The organism is Streptomyces sp. HUAS 31, assembly GCF_028198125.1.
GTDB lineage: Bacteria > Actinomycetota > Actinomycetes > Streptomycetales > Streptomycetaceae > Streptomyces > Streptomyces chartreusis.
The window spans coordinates 8,578,815-8,601,917 of sequence record NZ_CP116353.1 but is presented as its reverse complement, the minus strand read 5'-3'; the positions used below and the strand labels follow the sequence as shown (position 1 = coordinate 8,601,917).

Annotated in this window: 1 protein-coding gene (cut by a window edge); it reads right to left on the bottom strand. The window is 72.8% G+C overall.

Annotated elements, in window-relative coordinates; genetic code table 11:
• Positions 1-23,103 carry the 5' portion of a type I polyketide synthase gene (locus PGH47_RS38020; protein WP_271667213.1) on the bottom strand. The gene continues 15,879 nt to the left of window position 1, outside the view, so 23,103 of the gene's 38,982 nt are visible here — the first part of the coding sequence; it begins with the start codon at positions 23,101-23,103; the stop codon falls past the left edge of the window.

The window sequence follows — 23,103 nt, the reverse complement described above, 5'->3', positions numbered from 1 at the left end:
GACGACGTTGAGGGCGGTGCCGAGGGCGGCACCCGGGTGGCCGGGGCAGTCCTGTTCGGCTTCGGCCAGCAGGGAGACGATGCCGGTGACGGGGGTCGTGTCGCCCGACACGCCCTCGTCCCGCAGCAGCTCGGCGACCGTCTCGCGGTCGAGGTGGGTGTCGTCGAGCACGACCCGCACTGCTTCGGCTCCGTGCGCGGCGAGAGCTTCCGCGACATCCGTACCACCGCTGCCGTCGGCGGTGACGACGAGCCACCGCCCGCCGGCCGCACCGGACGGCACGGACAGCGGCACCCAGCGCACCTTGTACCGCCAGTCGTCCAGCGTGGACTGCTCGCTGCGGCGCCTGCGCCAGGCGGTGAGGCCGGGCAGTACGGCGGCCAGCGCGTCCTCGGCGACGTCGAGGTCCCGGGAGAGTCCCGGCAGGTCGGCCTCCTCCACGGCGCTCCAGAAGGCGGCGTCCTCCGTCCCGCCGGCGCCCCCGCCCGCGCCGGGTGTCACGGGCGGCACCCAGAGCCGCTGGTGCTGGAAGCGGTAGGTGGGCAGGTCGACCCGGCTTCGCGCCCCGTCGCCGTACGCCGCGTTCCAGTCGACGCGCACGCCGCGCACGAACGCCTCGGCGAGGGAGGTGAGCACGCGCCGCGCGTCGTCCTCGCCGCGTCGCAGGGTGCCGCCGATGTAAGCGGCGACGCCCGCCTCGTCGACGGCGCCCTGGATGCCCAGGGTGAGCACGGGGTGGGCGCTGATCTCGATGAACGCCCGGTGCTGCCCGGCGAGGAGCCGTTCGACGGCCGGGCCGAAGCGGACCGTCTGTCGCAGGTTGCGGTACCAGTACGCGGCGTCCGTGCCGCCGCCGCCCGCGACCGGGTCGCCCAGCCACTCCCCCGTCACGGTGGACAGCATCGGGATGCGAGGCTCGCGCGGGGTCACCGGGGCGAGCACGTCGAGGAGTTCGTCGTGCAGGTCCGTCACATGCGCGGAGTGCGAGGCGTAGTCCACGGGGATCCTGCGGGCCCGTACGCCCTCGGCGGTGAGCTCGTCGTGCAGGGCGTCCAGGGCCTCGGGGTCGCCGCAGACCACGACCGCGCCGGGCCCGTTGACGGCGGCGACGGTCAGCCGTTCCTCCCACGGCTCCAGCCGTGCGGCGGCCTCGGCGGCGGGCAGCGGCACCGACATCATGCCGCCGCGCCCGGCGAGGGTGCGGCCGATGGCCTGGCTGCGCAGCGCCACGACCCGGGCGCCGTCCTCCAGGGAGAGCGCGCCCGCGACGACGGCCGCGGCGATCTCGCCCTGCGAGTGCCCGATCACGGCGTCGGCGCGGACGCCGTACGCCTCCCACACGGCGGCAAGGGACACCATCACGGCCCAGGTCACGGGCTGGACGACGTCCACCCGGTCGAGTCCGGGCGCGCCGGGTTCCTGGCGGAGCACGGCGGTCAGGGACCAGTCGACGAACGGTTCGAGGGCGAGGGCGCAGGCGGCGACGCGCTCCGCGAACACGGGCGACAGGTCGAGCAGGCGCGCACCCATGCCGTCCCACTGGGTGCCCTGGCCGGGGAAGACGAACACCGTACGGCCGTCGACATCGGCCTCGCCGTGCACGACCGGGGCGGCGGGTTCCTGTCCGGCGAACGCGCCCAGTGCGACGACGAGTTCACCGGCATCGGCGCCGAGGGCGACCGCGCGGTGGTCGAGCAGCGAGCGGGTGGTCACGAGAGCGTGGCCGGTGTCGGCCGGGTCGTCACCGGGCCGTGCCGCCGCGTGGGCGGCGAGCGCGGTGGCCTGGTCCCGCAGCGCGGCACGGGCACGGGCGGACAGCACCCAGGGGAGGGTGCCGGACACGGGAGGCGCGGTGGGCAACGACGGCTCGGGGGCCGCCGGCAGTGCGTCCGGTGCCTCCTCCAGGACGGTGTGCGCGTTGGTGCCGCTGATACCGAAGGAGGACACGGCGCACCGGCGCGGACGCCCGTTCGCGGGCCACTGCCGCTCCTCGTCGAGCAGCCGCAGCACTCCCGAGGTCCAGTCGATGTGCCGGGACGGCGTGTCGACGTGCAGGGTGGGCGGCAGGACGCGGTGCCGCAGCGCCAGCACCATCTTCATGACACCGGCGACACCGGCGGCGGACTGCGCGTGCCCGATGTTGGACTTCACCGAGCCGAGCCACACCGGATGCTCCGGGTCCCGGTCCCTGCCGTACGTCGCGACCAGTGCCTGCGCCTCGATGGGGTCGCCGAGCGCGGTGCCGGTGCCGTGCGCCTCGACGGCGTCGATGTCGTCCGGGGCGACGTGCGCGTTGGCGAGGGCCTGCCGGATGACGCGCTGCTGGGAGGGCCCGTTGGGGGCGGTGAGCCCGTTGGAGGCGCCGTCCTGGTTGACGGCGCTGCCGCGGATCACGGCGAGGATCGGGTGGCCGAGTCGCTGGGCGTCGGAGAGGCGTTCCACGAGCAGCAGCCCGACGCCCTCGCCGAGGGTCATGCCGTCGGCCTCGTCGCCGAACGCCTTGCACCGGCCGTCGGAGGCGAGTGCCCGCTGCCGGCTGAACGCCACGAACGAGTCCGGCGTCGTCATGACCGTCGCACCGCCGGCCAGCGCGAGGGTGCTTTCGCCGCCCCGCAGCGACTGGCACGCCAGATGCAGCGCGACGAGGGAGGACGAGCAGGCCGTGTCGACGGTGACGGCGGGCCCTTCGAGCCCGAGGACGTACGACAGCCGGCCCGACAGCACGCTCGGGCTGGACCCGGTGACCATGTGGCCCTCGGTGCCCTCGCCGGCGCCACGCCCGTAGTCCTGGTAGCTGGAGCCGATGAACGCGCCCGTGCGGCTGGCGCGCAGCGTGCCCGGGTCGATGCCGGCCCGCTCGACGGCCTCCCACGCGGTCTCCAGCAGCAGCCGCTGCTGCGGGTCCATGACGAGCGCCTCACGCGGCGAGATCCCGAAGAACGCGGGGTCGAAATCGCCCGCCGCGTCGAGGAATCCGCCCTGTGTGGAGTACGTGGTCCCGCTCCGGTCGGCGTCCGGGTCGTACAGCCCGGACACGTCCCAGCCACGGTCGGCGGGGAACTCCCCGATGGCGTCCGTGCCGGAGGCGATCAGCTGCCAGAAGGCCTCCGGGGAGTCGACTCCGCCGGGGAAGCGGCAGCTCATGCCGATGATGGCGATCGGTTCGTCGGACACGTCGGCGGCGGTCACGACGACGTCGGCCCCGGCGCCCTCGGCGAGGATCTCCCCGAGCAGATGGCGGGCCAGCGCGAGCGGGGTCGGACGGTCGAAGACCATGGTGGCCGGCAGCGGCAGACCGACGGCCGCGGTGAGCCGTTTACGCAGCTCGACGGCCATCAGCGAGTCGAACCCGTGCTCCTGGAAGGCCCGCTCGGGCTTGACGGCGTCCGGCCCGGGATGCCCGAGCACGGCCGCCGCGTGGGTGCGGACCACATCGAGGACGAACGGCAGCCTGTCGTCCTCGCGGGTCGCCAGCAGACGCGTGCGCAACTCGGCCGCGGCACCGGCGCGTTCCTGCCGGGCCTGCTGGGCGGCGGCCGCGATCTGGCGGGCGCCGGGCAGCGAGGTGAGGGACGCGGTGTGCCGCAGTGCGAACATGCCGTCCAGCAGGTCGGCGTCGGCGAGGTCGGCGACGACCGTGTCCGGCGCGCTCTCGGCAACCAGTTCGGCCATGGCCGCCAGCGCGAGCTCCGGCTCCAGGGGACGCCCGGAGGCATGCCGGCCGAGCCGCCCCTCGGCGGCCATGCCGGCTCCGCGCCAGGCGCCCCAGGCGACGGAGGTGGCGGGCAGCCCCGCCGCGACCCGTCGACGGGCCAGGGCGTCCAACGCGGCGTTCGCGGCGGCGTAGTTGGCCTGGCCGGGGTTGCCGACGGCGCCGGCGAGCGACGAGAACAGCACGAAGGCGTCCAGGTCCGGGACCAGGTCCCGGGTCAGCTCGTCGAGGACCTCGGCGGCCGCGACCTTGGCCCGGAACACGGCGTCGAACCGCTCCGGCGTCAGCGCGTGCAGCACACCGTCGTCCAGGACACCGGCCGTGTGCACCACCGCCGTCAGCGGCGCCTCGTCCGGGATCGCGGCCAGCAGTTCACCGAGCCCGTCCCGGTCGGCGACGTCACAGGCCGCGACGGTGACGCCGACTCCGAGCGCCGTCAGCTCCTCCTCCAACTCCGCGGCACCGGGCGCCTGCGGCCCACGCCGGCTCACCAGCAGCAGGCGCTCGGCCCCGTTGCCGGCGAGCCAGCGCGCGACGTGGGCGCCGAGGGCGCCGGTGCCGCCGGTGACGAGGACGGTCCCGGAGGGACGCCATGCGGCAGGATGGTGAACCTGGTCGGAGTGGCTGTCGGCAGGTCGCTCCTCAGCGGGCGCCGCGACGAGCCGTCGGCCGTACGAACCCGCTTCCCGTACGGCGACCTGGTCCTCGCCGTCGGTGCGCGCGAGCACGCCCAGGAACCGTCCCAGGGTCCGCTCGTCCAGCTCCGCGGGGAGATCGACGAGCCCGCCCCAGCGCTCCGGGTGCTCCAGCGCGACGACCCGGCCGAGCCCCCACACGGCGGCGGCCCGCGGCTCGGGCAGCCCGCGCGCGGCGTCGTCCGCGGCCGGCACACTCACCGCACCGCATGTCACGGCCCACACCCGGCCGTCGAGCCCGGCTTCCTCAAGGGCCCGCACCAGAACGGCCGTTGCGGTCACGGCCACCGGTACCCCGGAGTCCCGTACGTCGGCTGCGGCGGCCGGCAGCGACACCACACCGGCGATCCCGACACCGTCGTCGAGCCCGGCGAGGCTCTCGCGCAGCCGCAGCGCGAGGTCGGACGCCGCCTCCTCGGCACCGACCTCCACAACCACGGTCCGCCCGCCCAGCGCTGCCACGACGGACCTGGCCCATGGGTCCTCGCCCCGCCCGAACGGCACCACGGCGAGCCACGGCCGCCCGGCCTCACGGCCCCCGCCGACCCGCGCGACACCGTCCCCGAGGGCCTGCCACGTCTCCCTGAACCTCAGCCTGTCCACGGCCGACCTCATCCGCCGCCGCCCGCGCCATGCGGACAGCGCCGGCACGACGTCGTTCAACGCCTCGGTGTCGACGTGCAGTTGCGCCGCGAGACCTTCGACGTCCGCATCGTCCACGGCCGCCCAGAACTCTGCCTCGGCGGCGTCGGCGGCACCGCCGGCGGACGCCGACAGCGCGGCGGCGGCGCCGGACTCGGGCCAGTAGTTCTGCCGCTGGAAGGGATAGGTGGGGGCGTCGGTGAGACGGGCGCCGGTACCGGCGAAGAGGGCGGGCCAGTCCACGGAGACGCCGTGCGCGAAGAGCCGCGACAGGGCCGTGAGGACGGCCGACTCCTCGGGACGGTTCTTGCGAAGCACCGGCGCCACGACGGCTTCGTCGGCCGTGCTGTCCTCGATGAGGGCGGTGAGCGTGCCGTCGGGGCCGATTTCGAGGAAACGGGTGACGCCCTGGTCGTCGGCGAGGGTGCGGATGCTGTCGGCGAAACGGACGGTCTCACGGACGTGCTGGACCCAGTAGTCGATGGTGTCCGGGCTGGTCAGGTTGCCGGTGAGGCTGGAGACGAAGGGGATGCTCGGCTCGCCGAAGCGGAGATCGGCGATGGCGGCCCGGAAGTCCTCCAGCATCGGGTCCATGAGCGGCGAGTGGAAGGCGTGAGAGACACGGAGACGGCTGGTTCGACGCCCGGGCAGCGCGGCGGCGACCGCGAGGACAGCCTCCTCCACACCCGAGAGCACGATGGAGGTCGGGCCGTTGAGCGCGGCGATGCTCACCTCATCGGTGAGATACGGGACGACCTCGTCCTCGGTCGCTTCGACCGCGAGCATCAACCCGCCCTCGGGCAGGCCCTGCATCAACCTTGCCCGTGCGGACACCAGCGTGCACGCGTCCGTGAGCGAGAGCACGCCGGCAACATGGGCGGCGGCGATCTCACCGACGGAGTGACCCGCGAGATATTTCGGCCGCACGCCAAGGGACGTCACCAGCCGGAACAGGGCCACTTCGATGGCGAAGAGCGCGGGCTGGGTGAACTCCGTGCGGTTCAGGGCCTGTTCGTCGTCCCCCCAGATCAGGTCACGGAGGGCAGGGTCGAGCTGGGCAAGCACCTCGTCCAGAGCCTGGGCGAACACCGGGAAACGGCCGTACAGTTCCCGGCCCATGCCGGGACGCTGGGCGCCCTGGCCGGAGAACACGAAGGCCGGCGGCCCTTCGACCACCACTCCCCTTGCCGCCTCGGTGACACCCTCCGCCGACGCCAGCAGCACCGCGCGGTGCGCGAACCGAGCTCGCCCGCCTGCCAGCGTGTATGCGACATCCACCGACGGCTCGACCGCCCGCAGCACCTCGATCTGCGCGTCCAGAGCCTGCTCCGTCCGGGCCGACACGACCAACGGCAGCACGGGCGGCTGCTGCTGAGCGGGGCTCGTTTCAGGGACATCCACCGGCAGTTCGAGGATCACGTGGGCGTTGGTGCCACTGAGGCCGAAGGACGAGACACCGACGCGGCGCGGTCGGCCGCTGTCCGGCCATGCAACCGGCTCCCGGACCAGCTCCACCGCACCGGCCAACCAGTCCACGTGGGACGACGGAGCATCCGCGTGCAGGGTCGGGGCGACTGTGCCGTGCCGCATCGCCAGGATCGACTTGATGAGTCCGGCGGCGCCGGCGGCGGCCTGGGTGTGGCCGAGGTTGGACTTCACCGAGCCGAGCAGCAGAGGCCGTTCACGATCCTGGCCATACGTCGCCAGCAACGCCTGCGCCTCGATCGGGTCACCGAGTGCGGTGCCGGTGCCATGCGCCTCGACCACATCGACGTCCGCGGTGCGCAGCCCCGCCGACGCGAGGGCCTGCCGGATCACCCGCTGCTGCGAAGGCCCATTCGGCGCGGTCAGCCCATTCGACGCACCGTCCTGATTCACCGCACTACCCCGCACCACGGCGAGGATCCGGTGTCCGTTGCGCACGGCGTCGGACTGCCGCTCCAGCAGGAGTACGCCGACTCCCTCGGCCCAGCCGACACCGTCAGCGGAGTCGGAGAACGCCTTGCACCGCCCGTCCGGCGCCAGTCCGCCCTGCCGGGAGAACTCCACGAAGGTCGTCGGCGTCGACATCACCGTCACACCACCCGCCACCGCAAGGGAGCATTCGCCGCTCCGCAGCGCCTGCGCGGCCAGATGCACCGCCACCAGCGACGACGAGCAGGCCGTGTCGATGGAGACGGACGGGCCTTCCAGGCCGAGGGTGTACGCGACACGGCCGGAGACGACGCTCTGGGAGCTGGCGTTGCCGCGGAAGCCCTCGAACTCGGGGCCGGCAAGCAGGTGGGCGTAGTCGCTGTACATGACGCCGGCGAAGACTCCGGTCTGGCTGCCGCGCAGGGACGTCGGGTCGATACCCGCCCGCTCGATCGCCTCCCACACCGACTCCAGCAGCAACCGCTGCTGCGCATCCGTCGCCAACGCTTCACGCGGACTCATCCCGAAGAACTCGGGGTCGAAGCCGCCGACGCCGTTGAGGAAGCCGCCCTCCCGGGCGGACGAGGTGCCGGTGTGCTCGGGGTCCGGGTGGTAGAGCCGTTCCAGGTCCCAGCCACGGTCCTCGGGGAATCCGGACACGGCGTCCCCGCCCTCGGACACCAGCCGCCACAGATCCTCCGGCGAGGCGACGTCCCCCGGGAACCGGCAGGCCATGCCCACGACGACCACCGGATCGTCGGCCACCGCGGACGCCGAGGTCGCCGGGGCGGCCGTACGCGAACCGAGCACCTCGTCCAGCAGGAATCCGGCGAGCGCGCTGACCGTCGGATAGTCGAACACCAATGTCGCGGGCAGCCGCAACCCGGTCACCGACTGCAGGCCGTTGCGCAGTTCGACGGCGAGTAGCGAGTCGAAGCCCAGGTCGCGGAAGGACCGCGAGTCGTCGAGGCCGGCCGGGCTGTCATGGCCCAGTACGAGCGCCACCTGGCCGCGCACGAGGTCCAGCAGCACCTCGCGCCGCTCCACCTCGTCCAGTCCGGTGAGCCGCTGGAGCAGACCGCCCGCCGCGACCGCCCGACGGCGCGAACGCACCAGCCCGCGCAGCACGGCGGGCACATCACCGCGGTCGCGGATCGTGCGCAGGTCGAGCGGGACGGGAAGGACGACGGCAGCGTGGTCCAAGCCCATGGCGGCGTCGAACAGCGTGAGCCCTTGCTCCTCGGTCACGGCGGGGAAGCCGGTCCGGGCGAGGCGTTCACGTTCGGCGGGGGTGAGGTCGCCGGTCATCCCTGTGCCGTCGAGGTCCCAGGGTCCCCATACGAGGGACGTGGCGGGCAGGCCGAGGGCGCGGCGGTGCTCCGCGAGGGCGTCGAGGAAGGCGTTGGCGGCGGCGTAGTTGGCCTGTCCGGTGCCGCCGAAGATACCGGCGGCGGAGGAGACGAGGACGAAGGCCCCCACGTCGGGGAGGAGTTCGTGCAGATGCCAGGCCGCGTCGGCCTTGGGCCGCAGCACGGTGTGCAGTCGGTCGGGGGTGAGGCTGCCGACCAGCCCGTCGTCGAGTACCCCGGCGGCGTGGACGACGGCGGAGAAGGACCGCCCGGTGAGGGCGTCGGCCAGCGCGTCACGGTCGGAGACGTCGCAGGCCATCACATCGACGCCCTGTGCCCCCAACTCCGTCAGTTCGGAAACGAGTTGCTCAACGCCGGGCGCGTCCGCACCCCTCCGCGACAGCAGCACGAGCTCGCGCACGCCGTGAGTGCGAACGAGATGCCTGGCCAGGACGGCACCGAGACCACCGGTGCCGCCGGTCACCAGGACTGGGCCGTGGCCGGTCCATTGATCGGCCGAGTCGGCGGGTACGGCGGCCCGTACGACCCTCGGGGCTTCCAGCCGGCCTTCGCGTACGGCGATCTCGGGCTCTTCGAGGGCGGCGGCGAGTGCCCGGCGCACCAGGTCGGGGGCGACGTCGTCCACCGTCGGCCAGGACAGCAGGCCGACTCGTCCCGGGTGTTCGTTCTGCACCGTTCGGAGCAGGCCGCGCACGGCGCCGAGGACGGGTTCGGGCATGCCTGTGGTGGTCACGACGAGGCGATTGTCGGGGTACCTGTCCTGGTCGAGCCACTCCTGAACGAGGCGCAGAACGTTGGCTGTTGTGTCGTGCACCGCGGATATGAGGTCATCGGTGACGCCCTCGATGAGAGCGAGGACGACGCCGGGTGACGGGTCGGCGAGGGAGGCGAGATCGGGGTGTGCGGTGGCGCCCCAGGCCTCGGCGGACTGAGCGGCGTCCGCGCCGATGACGGCGATCGGGCCGCCGTAGGGCTCCTTGGCGGTGGTCCGTGTCCACTCGATGCGGTAGAGGTCGCTGCTCGTGCGGCTCGCCGAGAGACGGTCGTCGGCCGGACGGACGACGAGTCGGTCCACCGATGCGACCGGGTTCCCGTCCTGGTCGGACACGGTCACGGCGATGTTGCCGGTGCCGGCCGCGTTTGCGGGGCCGGTGCGCACGAGTCTCGCCCTCACCGTGGAGGCTCCGGTCGCGTGCAGCGACACCCCCTCCCAGGCGAACGGCAGCAGTCCGCCCGGCTCCTGGGTCTCGCCCCCGGTGAATGCGGCCGCGTGGAGCACGGCGTCGAGTAGAGCCGGGTGCAGACCGAAGCCGCCCGTCTGCACGTGCTCGGGAAGCTCGGCCTCCACGAACACCTCGTCGCCGCGCCGCCAGGCAGCACGCAGGCCCTGGAACACCGGGCCGTACGCGAACCCGTCCTCCGCGCGTCCCTCATAGAAGCCGTCCAGGTCCAGGAGCCGCGCGTCGGTGGGCGGCCATGTCGTGACGTCGAGCGTCCGCGGCGGGCCGTCCTGCGTGCTGAGCGTGCCGGAGGCGTGCTGTGTCCAGGGCAGGTCGTCGTCGAATGTGTCAGGGCGGGAGTGGACGCCGACGGAACGGCGGCCGTCCTCGTCCGGAGCACCGACGGCGATCTGGATCCGCACGGCCTCACGTGGGCCGAGGATCAAGGGCACACCGAGGGACAGCTCCTCGACCAGCCCGCATCCGACCTCGTCCCCCGCACGCAGGACCAGGTCGAGGAACGCCGTCGCCGGCAGCAGCACATGGCCGTGCACCGCGTGATCGGCGAGCCAGGTCTGCGTATCTGCCGAGAGACGCCCGGCGAGAACCACGCCGTCGGATTCCACCAACGGCACGACCGCACCCAGCAGCGGATGCCCGACGGGTTCCAGGCCCAGGGCCACGGCGTCCTGAAGGGACGCGGTGACTGCGGGCCAGTAGTGCTGCCGTTGGAAGGGGTAGGTGGGGGCGTCGGTGAGACGGGCGCCGGTACCGGCGAAGAGGACGGGCCAGTTCACGGGGACGCCGTGCGCGAAGAGCCGGGACAGCGCCGTGAGAGCGGCTGCTTCTTCGGCCATGTTCTTGCGAAGCGCCGGGACGATGAGGGCGTCCTCGGGGGTGGTCTGTTCGATGAGGGCGGTGAGGGTGCCGTCGGGGCCGATTTCGAGGAAGCGGGTGACGCCGTGGTCGGTCAGGGTGCGGATGTTGTCCGCGAAGCGGACGGTGTCGCGGACGTGCTGGACCCAGTAGTCGGGCGTGGTCGGGCTGGTCCTGGAGACGAAGGGGATGCCGGGCTCGGTGAAGCGGAGGTCGGCGATGGCGGCCCGGAAGTCCTCCAGCATCGGGTCCATGAGCGGGGAGTGGAAGGCGTGCGATACGCGGAGACGGGTGGTGCGGCGGTCGGGGAGGGTGGCTGCGACCGCGAGGACGGCCTCTTCCGTGCCGGACAGCACCAGAGACATCGGGCCGTTGATCGCGGCGATGCTCACCTCGTCGGTGAGGTACGGGGTGACCTCGTCCTCGGTGGCCTCGACCGCGAGCATGAGCCCGCCCTCGGGCAGGGCCTGCATCAACCGGGCCCGCGCGGACACCAGCACGCAGGCGTCCGTGAGTGAGAGGACGCCCGCGACATGGGCGGCGGCGATCTCGCCGACGGAGTGACCGGCCACGAAATCCGGCCGTACGCCCAGTGATTCGGCGAGACGGTAGAGCGCCACCTCGATGGCGAACAGCGCGGGCTGAGTGAACTCGGTGCGGTTCAGGGCGGATTCGTCGTCGCCCCAGATCACCTCGCGCAGACCCGGACCCAGTTCAGTCAGGGCCTCGTCCAGAGCCTGGGCGAACACCGGGAAACGGCCGTACAGCTCGCGTCCCATCCCCAGACGCTGAGCGCCCTGACCGGAGAACACGAACGCCAGCGGCCCCTCGGCCACCACTCCCCTGGCCGCCTCGGAGACACCCTCCGCCGACGCCAGCAGCACCGCGCGGTGCGCGAAGCGAGCACGACCACCGGCCAACGTGAACGCCAGATCCACCGACGACTCAGCCGCCCGCAATTCCTCGATCTGGGCATCCAACGCTTGCTCCGACCGAGCCGACACCACCAACGGCAGCACGGGCAGCGGCTGAGCGGGGCTCGACTCCGTCGCGTCCATGGGCAGTTCGAGAATCACGTGCGCATTGGTGCCGCTGAGGCCGAAGGAGGAGACGGCGGAACGGCGCGGGCGGTCGTTCTCCGGCCACGCAATCGGCTCCCGGACCAGCTCCACCGCACCGGCCGACCAGTCCACGTGCGAGGACGGTGCGTCGACATGCAGGGTGCGCGGGACGACACCGTGCCGCATCGCCAGCACACTCTTGATCACACCGGCCACGCCAGCGGCGGCCTGCGTATGACCCAGGTTCGACTTCACCGAGCCCAGCAACAGCGGCCGTTCACGATCCCGGCCATACGTCGCCAGCAACGCCTGCGCCTCGATCGGGTCACCGAGTGCGGTGCCGGTGCCGTGCGCCTCGACGACATCAACATCCCCGGCACTCAGCCCCGCCGACGCCAGCGCCTGCCGGATCACACGCTGCTGCGACGGGCCGTTCGGCGCCGTGAGCCCATTCGACGCACCGTCCTGATTCACCGCACTACCCCGCACCACGGCGAGGATCCGATGACCGTTGCGCACTGCATCCGACTGCCGCTCCAGCAGAAGTACGCCCACACCCTCGGCCCAACCGACACCGTCAGCCGCATCCGAGAACGCCTTGCACCGCCCGTCCGGCGCCAACCCACCCTGACGGGAAAACTCCACGAAGGTCGTCGGCGTAGACATCACCGTCACACCACCGGCAACCGCAAGCGAGCACTCACCACCCCGCAACGCCTGCGCAGCCAGATGCAGAGCCACCAGCGACGACGAGCACGCCGTATCGATCGTCACCGTCGGACCCTCAAGGCCCAGCGCATACGCAACACGACCGGACGCGATGCTCGGTGAACTGCCGCTCCCCCTGAAGCCCTCGAACTCGTCGCCGGACAGGAGGACGCCGTAGTCGTTGTACATGACTCCGGCGAAGACCCCGGTCTGGCTGCCGCGCAGGGACGTCGGGTCGATGCCCGCCCGCTCGATCGCCTCCCACACCGACTCCAGCAGCAACCGCTGCTGCGCATCCGTCGCCAACGCCTCACGCGGACTCATCCCGAAGAACTCCGGATCGAACCCGCCGGCATCGGTGAGGAAGCCACCGGCCCGCGTGGACGACGTACCGGTGTGCTCCGCGTCCGGGTGGTACAGCCGCTCCAGGTCCCAGCCACGGTCGGACGGGAACTCCCCGACCGCGTCCACACCCTCCGACACCAGCCGCCACAGATCCTCCGGCGACGAGACACCACCGGGATAGCGGCAGGCCATCCCGACGATCACCACCGGATCGTCGGCCACCACCGCCACCGGCGACGCCACCGGAGTCGCTGCCTGCGCTCCCAGCACCTCACCCAGCAGGAAGTCGGCCAGTACCGCGACGGTCGGATAGTCGAACACCAACGTCGCAGGCAACCGCAACCCCGTCACCGACTGCAAGCCATTGCGCAGCTCGACCGCCAGCAGCGAGTCGAAGCCCAGATCCCGGAACGACCGAGAGTCATCGACACGCGCGGCACTCTCGTGGCCCAGGACCAGCGCCACCTGCCCCCGCACGAGGTCCAGCAGCACCTCGCTCCGCTCCACCTCGTCGAGCCCGGTGAGCCGCCGAAGCAGACCGCCCGCAGCGACCACCCGACGACGCGGACGCACCAACGCGCGCAAGAGAGGGGGCACTTCGCCCATCTCCCGGATGGCACGCAGATCGAGGGGAACCGGTACGACGACCTGTTCGGGCGTCCGCAGCGCCGCGTCGAAGAGCGCCAGGCCCTGGTCGACCGTGATCACGGGAATGCCGGTGCGGGCCGTCCGCTGCGGGTCGGCCGTCATGCCTCCGGCCTCCTCCTGCCACGGGCCCCACACGAGGGACACCGCGGGCAGGCCCATGTCCCGGCGCAAGATCATCAGGGCGTCGAGGTAGGCGTTGGCGGCGGAGTAGGCGGCCTGGCCGACGCTGCCGAGCACGCCGGCGACGGAGGAGAAGACGACGAGCGGTGTCTCGTCGGGGAGGAGTTCGTGCAGGTGCCAGGCCGCGTCGACCTTGGGGCGCAGTACGGCTTCGACACGCTCGGGGGTCAGGCTGCCGATCAGCCCGTCGTCCAGGACACCCGCGGCATGCACGACACCCCGCACCGACCGCCCCGCCAGCACACCGGCCAGCGCCTCACGATCCGCCACATCACACGCGACCACGTCAACCTGGGCACCCAACTCGCCCAGCTCGGCGACGAGTTCACCCGCCCCGGGAGCATCCGCACCCCGCCGCGACAACAACACCAGCTCCCGCACCCCGTGCACCCGCACCAGATGCCGAGCCACCACCCCACCCAGACCACCGGAACCGCCCGTCACCACCACGGCACCCGGACCACCGGCCCACTCCACCCCCACACCACGCGAACCACCGGCACGCACCAGCCGAGGAACACACACGGTCCCGCCACGCACGGCGACGTCGACTTCATCGGCGGCCAACGCGCGCAACGCAGTACCGAGTTGGTCGCCAACGGCATCCGCATCCGCGATGTCCAGCGTCGCGAAGCGGCCCGGATACTCGGCGCCCGCAGCTCGCACGAGCCCACGCACGGCGGCAGAGACCACGGTCGAGCCGCCCTGCGTGAGCACCACCAGCCGCGCGTCCCTGAACCTCTCGTGCGCGACCCACTCCTGCACGAGGGCCAGTGCCTTCGCGACGGCGGTGTGCGTCTGTCCGGCCAGGTCCGGTCCGCTGTCGTCGGCGAACTCCAGTGCGGCCACGACCAGCCCCGGCACCGACCGGCTCAGGTCGGAATCGGTATCGCCGTCCGCCGCCAACTCGTCCAGGTCGGCGTAGCTCCGCGCTTCGGCCACGGCGCCCCGCATCACCTCCGCGAGCGCCTCCCCGCCCCCGATCAACGCCACGGCCGGAAGGTCCACAGCCGTCTCCGCCGCCTCGGTCCAGTCGACCCGGAACAGAGACCCTGTCGCCGTACCGGACCCACCCAGCTGGTCACTCGTCACGGGCCGGACGACAAGCCCGGACACCCGTGCCACCGGGCCGCCCTCGACATCGGCGAGGTCGACGGCGATCGCGTCCCGGTCGTCCCGCCGGACCAGTCGGGCGCGTACCTCGCTCGCGCCGGACGCGTACAGCGTGACGCCCTCCCAGGCGAAGGGCAGCGCGGGGCCGCCCGTCCCTCCGGCGGCGGACGCGGCGATGGCGTGCAGCGTCGCGTCGAGCAACGCCGGGTGCAGCCCGAACCCGCCGGCGTCGGCACCGGTCGGCAGCGTCACCTCGGCGAACGTCTCGTCACCGCGCCGCCAGACGCCGCGCAGCCTCCGGAAGAGCGGACCGTAGGCGAGGCCGGCGTCTGCCAGGTCGTCGTAGAGGTCGTCCGTCCCGACACGCTCCGCGCCGACGGGCGGCCACTGTGCGCCGGCATCGGCCCAGTCCGTCCGCAGTGGTGGTTCATCGGAGAGAGAGCCCGCGGCGTGCTGCGTCCACGGTGCGTCGCCGCCCGTCTCGTCGGGGCGTGCGTGCACCGTCACCGTGCGGCGACCGGCGTCATCGGTCTCCGCGACCCGGACCTGGATCTGGACGGCGCCCGTGTCCGGAACGACGAGGGGCGTCGACACGGTGAGGTCGTCCAGGGTGCCGAACCCGACCTCGTCGCCGGCGCGCAGCGCCAGTTCCACGAAGGCCGTGCCCGGGACGACCACCCGGCCGAGGACCATGTGGTCGGCCAGCCACGGGTGCGTGGCCGACGACAGCCGCCCGGACAGCACCACGTCCTCGGAGTCGGCCAACGACACGGCGGCCCGGAGCAACGGATGGTCGGCGGCGGCGAGGCCAGCGGCCCGCACGTCCCCGGCACCCATCGCGTACGCCCCCGCCGGCCAGTAGTTCTGGCGCTGGAAGCGGTAGGTCGGGGCATCCGCAAGCCGGGCGCCCGTGTGGTTGAACAGGGCCGGCCAGTCCACGGGCACGCCGTGCGCGTAGAGCTGCGCGAGTGCGGTGAGCGCGGCTGTCGGTTCGGGCCGGTCCTTGCGCAGTACGGGCACGACGAGCGCCTCGTCCGCCACGGACTGCCGTATCAGCGCGGACAGCACACCGTCGGGGCCGATCTCCAGGAAGCGCGTGACGCCGTGCTCGGTGAGGGTGCGGATGCCGTCGGCGAACCGCACTGTGCCGCGCACGTGCCGGACCCAGTAGTCCGCCGTGTTCCGCGCGTCGAGGAGAGCGCCGGTGAGGTTCGAGACGACAGGGATGCGCGGCTCGTCGAAGTGCAGACCGGCGATCGCCGCTCGGAACTCCTCCAGCATCGGTTCCATGAGCGGGGAGTGGAAGGCGTGCGAGACCCGCAGGCGTGTCGTGCGTCGATCCGGCAGGGCGGCGGCCACGGCGAGTACGGCCTCTTCCGTGCCCGAGAGCACCACTGAGGACGGCCCGTTCACCGCCGCGATGGACACGCCCTCGACGAGGTGCGGAGCGACCTCGTCCTCGGCTGCCTCGACCGCCATCATGAGCCCGCCTTCCGGCAGGGCCTGCATCAACCGCGCACGCGCCGAGACCAGCGCGCAGGCGTCCGCGAGCGACAGCACGCCCGCGACATGGGCAGCCGCGATCTCACCGACGGAGTGACCCGCGAGGTACTTCGGCGTGACGCCGAGCGAGGTCACCAGCCGGAACAGCGCGACCTCGATCGCGAAGAGGGCGGGCTGAGCGAACTCCGTCCGGTTCAGAGCCTCCTCGTCCTCGCCCCAGATCACGCCACGCAGGGCGGGGTCGAGCTCGGCGAGCACCTCGTCCAGCGCACGGGCGAACACGGGGTACCGGGCGTACAACTCCAGTCCCATTCCCACCCGTTGGGCACCCTGCCCCGAGAACACGAACGCCAGCGGTTTCTCGACCGAGGTGCGTCTGGAGACCTCGGCGACGCCGTCCGCGGAGGCCAGCAACACTGCCCGGTGCCCGAACGTGGCTCGTCCCACCGCCAGTGTGTAGGCGACGTCCGCCGACGGTTCGACCGCCCGCAGCAACTCGATCTGCGCATCCAGGGCCTGCTCGGACCGGGCCGACACCACGAGCGGCAGTACGTCGAACTCGGCGCCCACCGAGACCGGTTCGGCCTCCGGCCCCGCCTCCAGAATGACGTGCGCGTTGGTGCCGCTCAGCCCGAAGGAAGACACACCGACGCGACGCGGGCGCCCGGTCTGCGGCCAGGCCACCTGCTCCCGGACCAGCTCCACCGCACCGGCCGACCAGTCCACGTGCGAGGACGGTGCGTCGACGTGCAGGGTGCGCGGGAGGACACCGTGCCGCATCGCCATGACCGACTTGATGACGCCGGCGACACCGGCGGCGGCCTGCGTGTGACCCAGGTTCGACTTCACCGACCCCAGCAGCAGCGGCCGTTCACGATCCTGGCCGTACGTCGCCAGCAACGCCTGCGCCTCGATCGGGTCACCGAGTGTGGTCCCGGTGCCGTGCGCCTCGACCGCATCCACCTCACCGGCCGACAACCCGGCCGACGCCAGCGCCTGCCGGATCACACGCTGCTGCGAAGGCCCATTCGGCGCGGTCAGCCCATTCGACGCACCGTCCTGATTCACCGCGCTACCCCGCACCACAGCGAGGATCCGATGCCCATTACGCACTGCATCCGACTGCCGCTCCAACAGCAGTACGCCCACACCCTCGGCCCAACCGACACCGTCAGCCGCATCCGAGAACGCCTTGCACCGCCCGTCCGGCGCCAACCCACCCTGACGCGAGAACTCCACGAAGGTCGTCGGCGTCGACATCACCGTCACACCACCCGCCACCGCCAGCGAGCACTCACCACCACGCAACGCCTGCGCAGCCAGATGCAGAGCCACCAACGACGACGAACACGCCGTATCGATCGACACGGTCGGTCCTTCGAAGCCGAAGGAGTAGGCGACCCGGCCGGAGGCGATGCTCATCGCGCTCCCGTTGCCGCGCAGGCCCTCGAACTCGCGGCCGTCGAGGAGGAGTCCGTAGTCGTTGTACATGACTCCGGCGAAGACCCCGGTCTGGCTGCCGCGCAGGGACGTCGGGTCGATGCCCGCCCGCTCGATCGCCTCCCACACCGACTCCAGCAGCAACCGCTGCTGCGCATCCGTCGCCAACGCCTCACGCGGACTCATCCCGAAGAACTCCGGATCGAACCCGCCGGCATCGGTGAGGAAGCCACCGGCCCGCGTGGACGACGTACCGGTGTGCTCCGCGTCCGGGTGGTACAGCCGCTCCAGGTCCCAGCCACGGTCGGACGGGAACTCCCCGACCGCGTCCACACCCTCCGACACCACCCGCCACAGATCCTCCGGCGACGAGACACCACCGGGGAACCGGCAGGCCATCCCCACGACCACGACCGGATCGTCGGCCACGGTCGCCACCGGCGACGACGGCACCGGAGCCTGCGCCCCCAGCACCTCCCCCAGCAGGAAGTCCGCCAGGACGGCCACCGTCGGATAGTCGAACACCAACGTCGCCGGCAACCGCAACCCCGTCACCGACTGCAAGCCATTGCGCAGCTCGACCGCCAGCAGCGAATCGAAGCCCAGATCCCGGAACGACCGAGAGGCGTCCTCGCCCAGGGCGCCCTCGTGCCCGAGCACCAACGACACCTGCCCCCGCACGAGATCGAGCAGCACCTCGTGTCGCTCCACCTCGTCCAGCGGCGCTAGTCGCCGTACCAGATCGGGGGCACCGGTCCCGCTGCTCGCGGTGCGGCGGCGGGGTCGCACGAGTCCACGGAGGAGCGCCGGGATCTCGGTGCGGGCGCGGGCAGACCGCAGGTCCAGCGGGACCGGGAGCACGACGTCGTCGGCGCTCGTGAGGGCCGCGTCGAACAGTGTCAGCCCCTCCTTCACGGACACCGGCCTGATGAGCGCGGACTTGTCGTGCGACTCCGTGGGTGGCTGTCCGGCCGCCATGCCGGCGCCGTCGAGCTGCCACGGCCCCCAGGCCAGGGAGATCGCGTGCATGCCCTCTGCGCGGCGGTGCGCGGCGAGGGCGTCGAGGTAGGCGTTGGCCGCTGCGTAGGCGGCCTGGCCCACGGTGCCGAAGGTGCCGGCGGCGGAGGAGACGAGGACGAAGGCCTGGACGTCGGGGAGGAGTTCATGGAGGTGCCAGGCGGCATCCGCCTTCGGAGCGAGTACGGCGTGCAGGCGCTCCGGGGTCAGTCCGCCGACGAGTCCGTCGTCCAGGACGCCCGCGGCATGCACGACACCCCGTACGGACCGCCCCGCCAGCACACCGGCCAGCGCCTCACGATCCGCCACATCACACGCGACCACGTCAACCTGGGCACCCAACTCGCCCAGCTCGGCGACGAGTTCACCCGCCCCGGGCGCATCCGCACCCCGCCGCGACAGCAACACCAACTCCCGCACCCCGTGCACCCGCACCAGATGCCGAGCCACCACCCCACCCAGACCACCCGAGCCACCCGTCACCACCACGGCACCCGGACCACCGGCCCACTCCACCCCCACACCACGCGAACCACCGGCACGCACCAGCCGAGGAACACGGACGTGGCCCTCCACGAGGGCGGCCTCGCGTTCGCCGACGGTGAGGGCCTTGCGGAGGAGAGGCCCGTCCACGGGTTCGGCGCCGAGGGTCAACAGGCCGATGGCGCCCGGGTGTTCGGACTCTGCGGCGCGCAGCAGGCCGCGCACGGCGGCGGTCGCGGGCCGGTCGTCACGGAGGACGATGACCAGGCGGGTGCCGCGCAGGCGCTCGTCGTGCTGCCAGTGGCGGACCAGTTCGAGGGCGCGGGCGGTCAGCGTGTGCAGTTCATCGACCGGGTTCGTCGCGTCGGGGTTGTCGGCCGTGAGCGGAGCCAGGATCACGTCCGGGACAGCGCCCATCTGCGCAAGGTCGGTGTGGGCGTGTACGGGTGTGTCGCCGAGGGCGTCGCTGATCTCCTGGGCGAACGGGCCGTCGGCGAGCAGGGCGAGGGGGCCCTCGTAGGGCGTCGTCTCGGGGGCCGGGACCCAGTCGACGCGGTACAGCGTGTCGGCGGCCTTCGAGGTGCCGGCGCGCGCGGCGTCGAGGGGGCGTGTGGTGAGCGCGTCCACGGACAGGACGGGTGCGCCCATGGTGTCCACGACGTCGATGGCGACGGTGTCCTCGCCCTGCGCGGTGAGGCGGGCGCGGATCCTGGTGGCGCCGGTGGCGTGCAGGCTGACGCCTTCCCAGGCGAACGGCACACCGAGGCGGCCGTCTCCCGCGTGGGCGACGGCGTGGAGGAGGGCGTCGAGCAGTACGGGGTGGAGGGCGAAGCCCGCGGTACGGGTTCCCTCGGGGAGTTCGGCCTCGACGTAGAGGTGGCTGTCCCGGCGCCAGACGGCGCTGAGGCCGCGGAACGCGGGCCCGTAGGCGAAGTCGTGCTCGGCGAGGGCCTCGTAGGCGCCGTCGACCGGGACGGGTTCGGCGCCGGCCGGGGGCCACTGCGTGGCGTCCGGTACGGCGGGTGCGGCGGCGTCCGTGCCGTGCCCGAGTCGACCGGTGGCGTGCAGCGTCCAGGCGTACACGTCCTGCGCGTGGTGGCCGTACCCCTGCTCGCTGTACCCCTGCTCGCCGTGCCGGACGTCGGGGCGGGCGTAGATGGTCACCGGTCGTTGGCCGTTGGCGTCGGCGGCGCCGACGAACGTCTGGATCTGGACGGCGCCCTGCTCGGGGAGTTCGAGCGGGACGGGGAGGGCGAGTTCCGTGACGCGGTCGCAGCCGAACTCGTCGCCGGCGCGCAGGGCGAGTTCGACGAAGGCGGCCCCGGGCAGGAGGACGCGGCCGCCGATGCGGTGGTCGGCCAGCCAGTGGTGGGTGGCGAACGAGAGGCGGCCGGAGAGGAGGGCGCCGTCGGAGTCGGCGAGGGACACGGCGGCACCGAGGAGGCCGTGTTCGGCGGGGGCGAGGCCGACGGCGCGGACGTCCCCGGCGCCGCCGACGCCCGCGGCCGGCCAGTGCCGGCGGCGCTGGAAGGCGTAGGTGGGGAGATCGACGGGTTGGGCGGGGGTGTCGGCGAAGTAGCGCGTCCAGTCGACGGGGATGCCGGTGCTGTGCAGGGCGGCGAGTGCCGTGGTGAGGGCGGTGGTCTCGGGGGTGTCCTTGCGGAGGGCCGCGAGGGCGACGCTGTCCTCGGGTGCCGTCTCGGGGACCAGCCCGGTGAGGACGCCGTCGGGGCCGAGTTCGAGGAAGGTGCGCACGCCCTGCGCGTCCAGGGTGCGCAGGCAGTCGCCGAAGCGGACGGTCTCCCGGACGTGGCGGACCCAGTACTCCGGGTCGCACACGTCCTCCGGGGTGGCGAGGGTGCCGGTGAGGTTGGAGACGAGCGGGATGCGTGGTGGTTGGAAGGCGATGCCGGACAGGGCCTGCGCGAAGTCGGCCAGCATCGGGTCCATCAGCGGGGAATGGAAGGCGTGCGAGACCCGCAGGGGTGTGGTGCGGTGGCCGTCGGCGGCGAGTCGTGCGGCGGCGTCGGCGACCGCGTCGGCGGGGCCGGAGAGGACCACGGAGGCCGGGCCGTTGACGGCGGCCACGGCGATGTCGGCGGTGAGGTACGGGCGTATCTGTTCCTCGGAGACCCGTACGGCCGTCATGGCGCCGCCCTCGGGGAGGTCGGCCATCAGCGTGGCGCGGGCGGTGACGAGGGTGCAGGCGTCCGCGAGGGACAGTACGCCCGCGACATGGGCGGCGGTGACTTCGCCGATGGAGTGCCCGGCCACGAAGTCGGGCCGTGCGCCCCAGGATTCGAGGAGGCGGAAGAGGGCCACCTCCACCGCGAACAGGGCGGGCTGGGCGGTGCCGGTGTGGTTCAGGGCGGAGGCGTCGGTGCCCCACATCGCGTCCCGTACGGCGGGCGGGAGGAGGGCGAGGGTCTCGTCCAGGGCCGCGCGGAAGGTGGGGTGGGCGTGGTACAACTCGCGGCCCATTCCCAGGCGTTGGGCGCCCTGGCCGGAGAAGAGGTACGCGCTGGGGGCGTCGGTCGCGGTGTGGCGCAGCAGGCCGGGGGCCGGGGTTCCGTCCGCTAGGGCGGTGAGGCCGGCGGTGACGGTGGCGGGGTCGGAGGTGACGAGGGCCGCGCGGTGCTCGAACGCGGTGCGGGTGGTGGCGAGGGCGCGGGTCAGGGCGTCCAGTCGAGGCGGCTCTCCGGGGCGGTCCAGGGCGGTGCGCAGCCGGGCCGCCTGGGCGGCGAGGGCCTGCGGTGTACGGCCCGACAGCACGAGCGGTACGGGGGTGCCGGGTGCGGGGGCGGGTATGGCCTCGTCGGACGGCTCGGCGGGTGCCTGCTCGATGACGGCATGGGCGTTGGTGCCGCTGATGCCGAAGGAGGAGACGGCGGCGCGGCGGGGCTGCCCGGTGTCGGGCCAGGGTGTGTTGCCGGTGATCAGGCGTACGGTGCCGTCCGACCAGTCGACGTGGGAGTTGGGCTCGGCGACGTGCAGGGTGCGGGGCAGGATGCCGTGGCGTATGGCCTGCACCATTTTGATGACGCCCGCCACGCCCGCCGCGGCCTGGGTGTGGCTGAGGTTGGACTTCACCGAGCCGAGCAGCAGCGGGCGTTCGGCGGTGCGGGCGCGGCCGTAGGTGGCGAGGAGGGCCTGGGCCTCGACGGGGTCGCCGAGGGACGTGGCGGTGCCGTGGGCCTCGACGGCGTCGATCTGGTCGGCGGAGAGGCGGGCGTTGATCAGGGCCTGTTCGATGACGCGCTGCTGGGAGGGGCCGTTGGGTGCGGTGAGGCCGTTGCTGGCGCCGTCCTGGTTGACGGCGGAGCCGCGGACGACGGCGAGGACACGGTGGCCGTTGCGGCGGGCGTCGGACAGGCGCTCCAGCAGCAGTACGCCGACGCCCTCGGACCATCCGGTGCCGTCGGCGGCATCGTCGAAGGAGCGGCACAGTCCGTCGGCCGACAGGCCGCCCTGGCGGCCGAACTCCAGGTGGGTGGAGGGGGTCGACATGACGGTGACGCCGCCGGCGAGGGCGAGGGTGCACTCCCCGGTGCGCAGGGCGTGGGAGGCGAGGTGGAGGGCGACGAGGGATGAGGAGCAGGCGGTGTCCACCGTCAGGGCGGGGCCGGTCAGGCCGAGGGTGTAGGCGATCCGGCCGGACAGGACGCTGCCGGCGTTTCCGGTCAGGTGCAGGCCGCGGGCGCCGTCCTCGGCGCCGGCGCGGTACTCCTGGGCCATGGCGCCCATGAACACGGCGGTCTCGCTGCCGCGCAGTGCGGTGGGGTCGAGCCGGGCGGACTCGATGGCCTCCCAGGCGGATTCGAGCACGATCCGCTGCTGGGGGTCCATGGCGACGGCTTCGCGCGCGCTGATGCCGAAGAACTCGGCGTCGAAGTCGGTGGCGTCGTGGAGGAAGCCTCCGCCGGATGCGGCGGCCGAGACCGCTTCGAGGTCCCAGCCTCGGTCGTCGGGAAAGGGTCCGATGCCGTGTCGGCCGTCGACGAGGAGGTCCCAGAGTCCGTCGGGGTCGTTCACGCCGCCCGGGTAGCGGCAGGCCATGCCGATGACGGCGATGGGTTCGTGGGCGGCGGCCTCGAGGTCCTGGACGCGCTGCCGGCTGTGCCGCAGGTCGGCGGTGGCCCGCTTCAGGTAGTCCCTGAGCTTGTCTTCGTTGTCCAT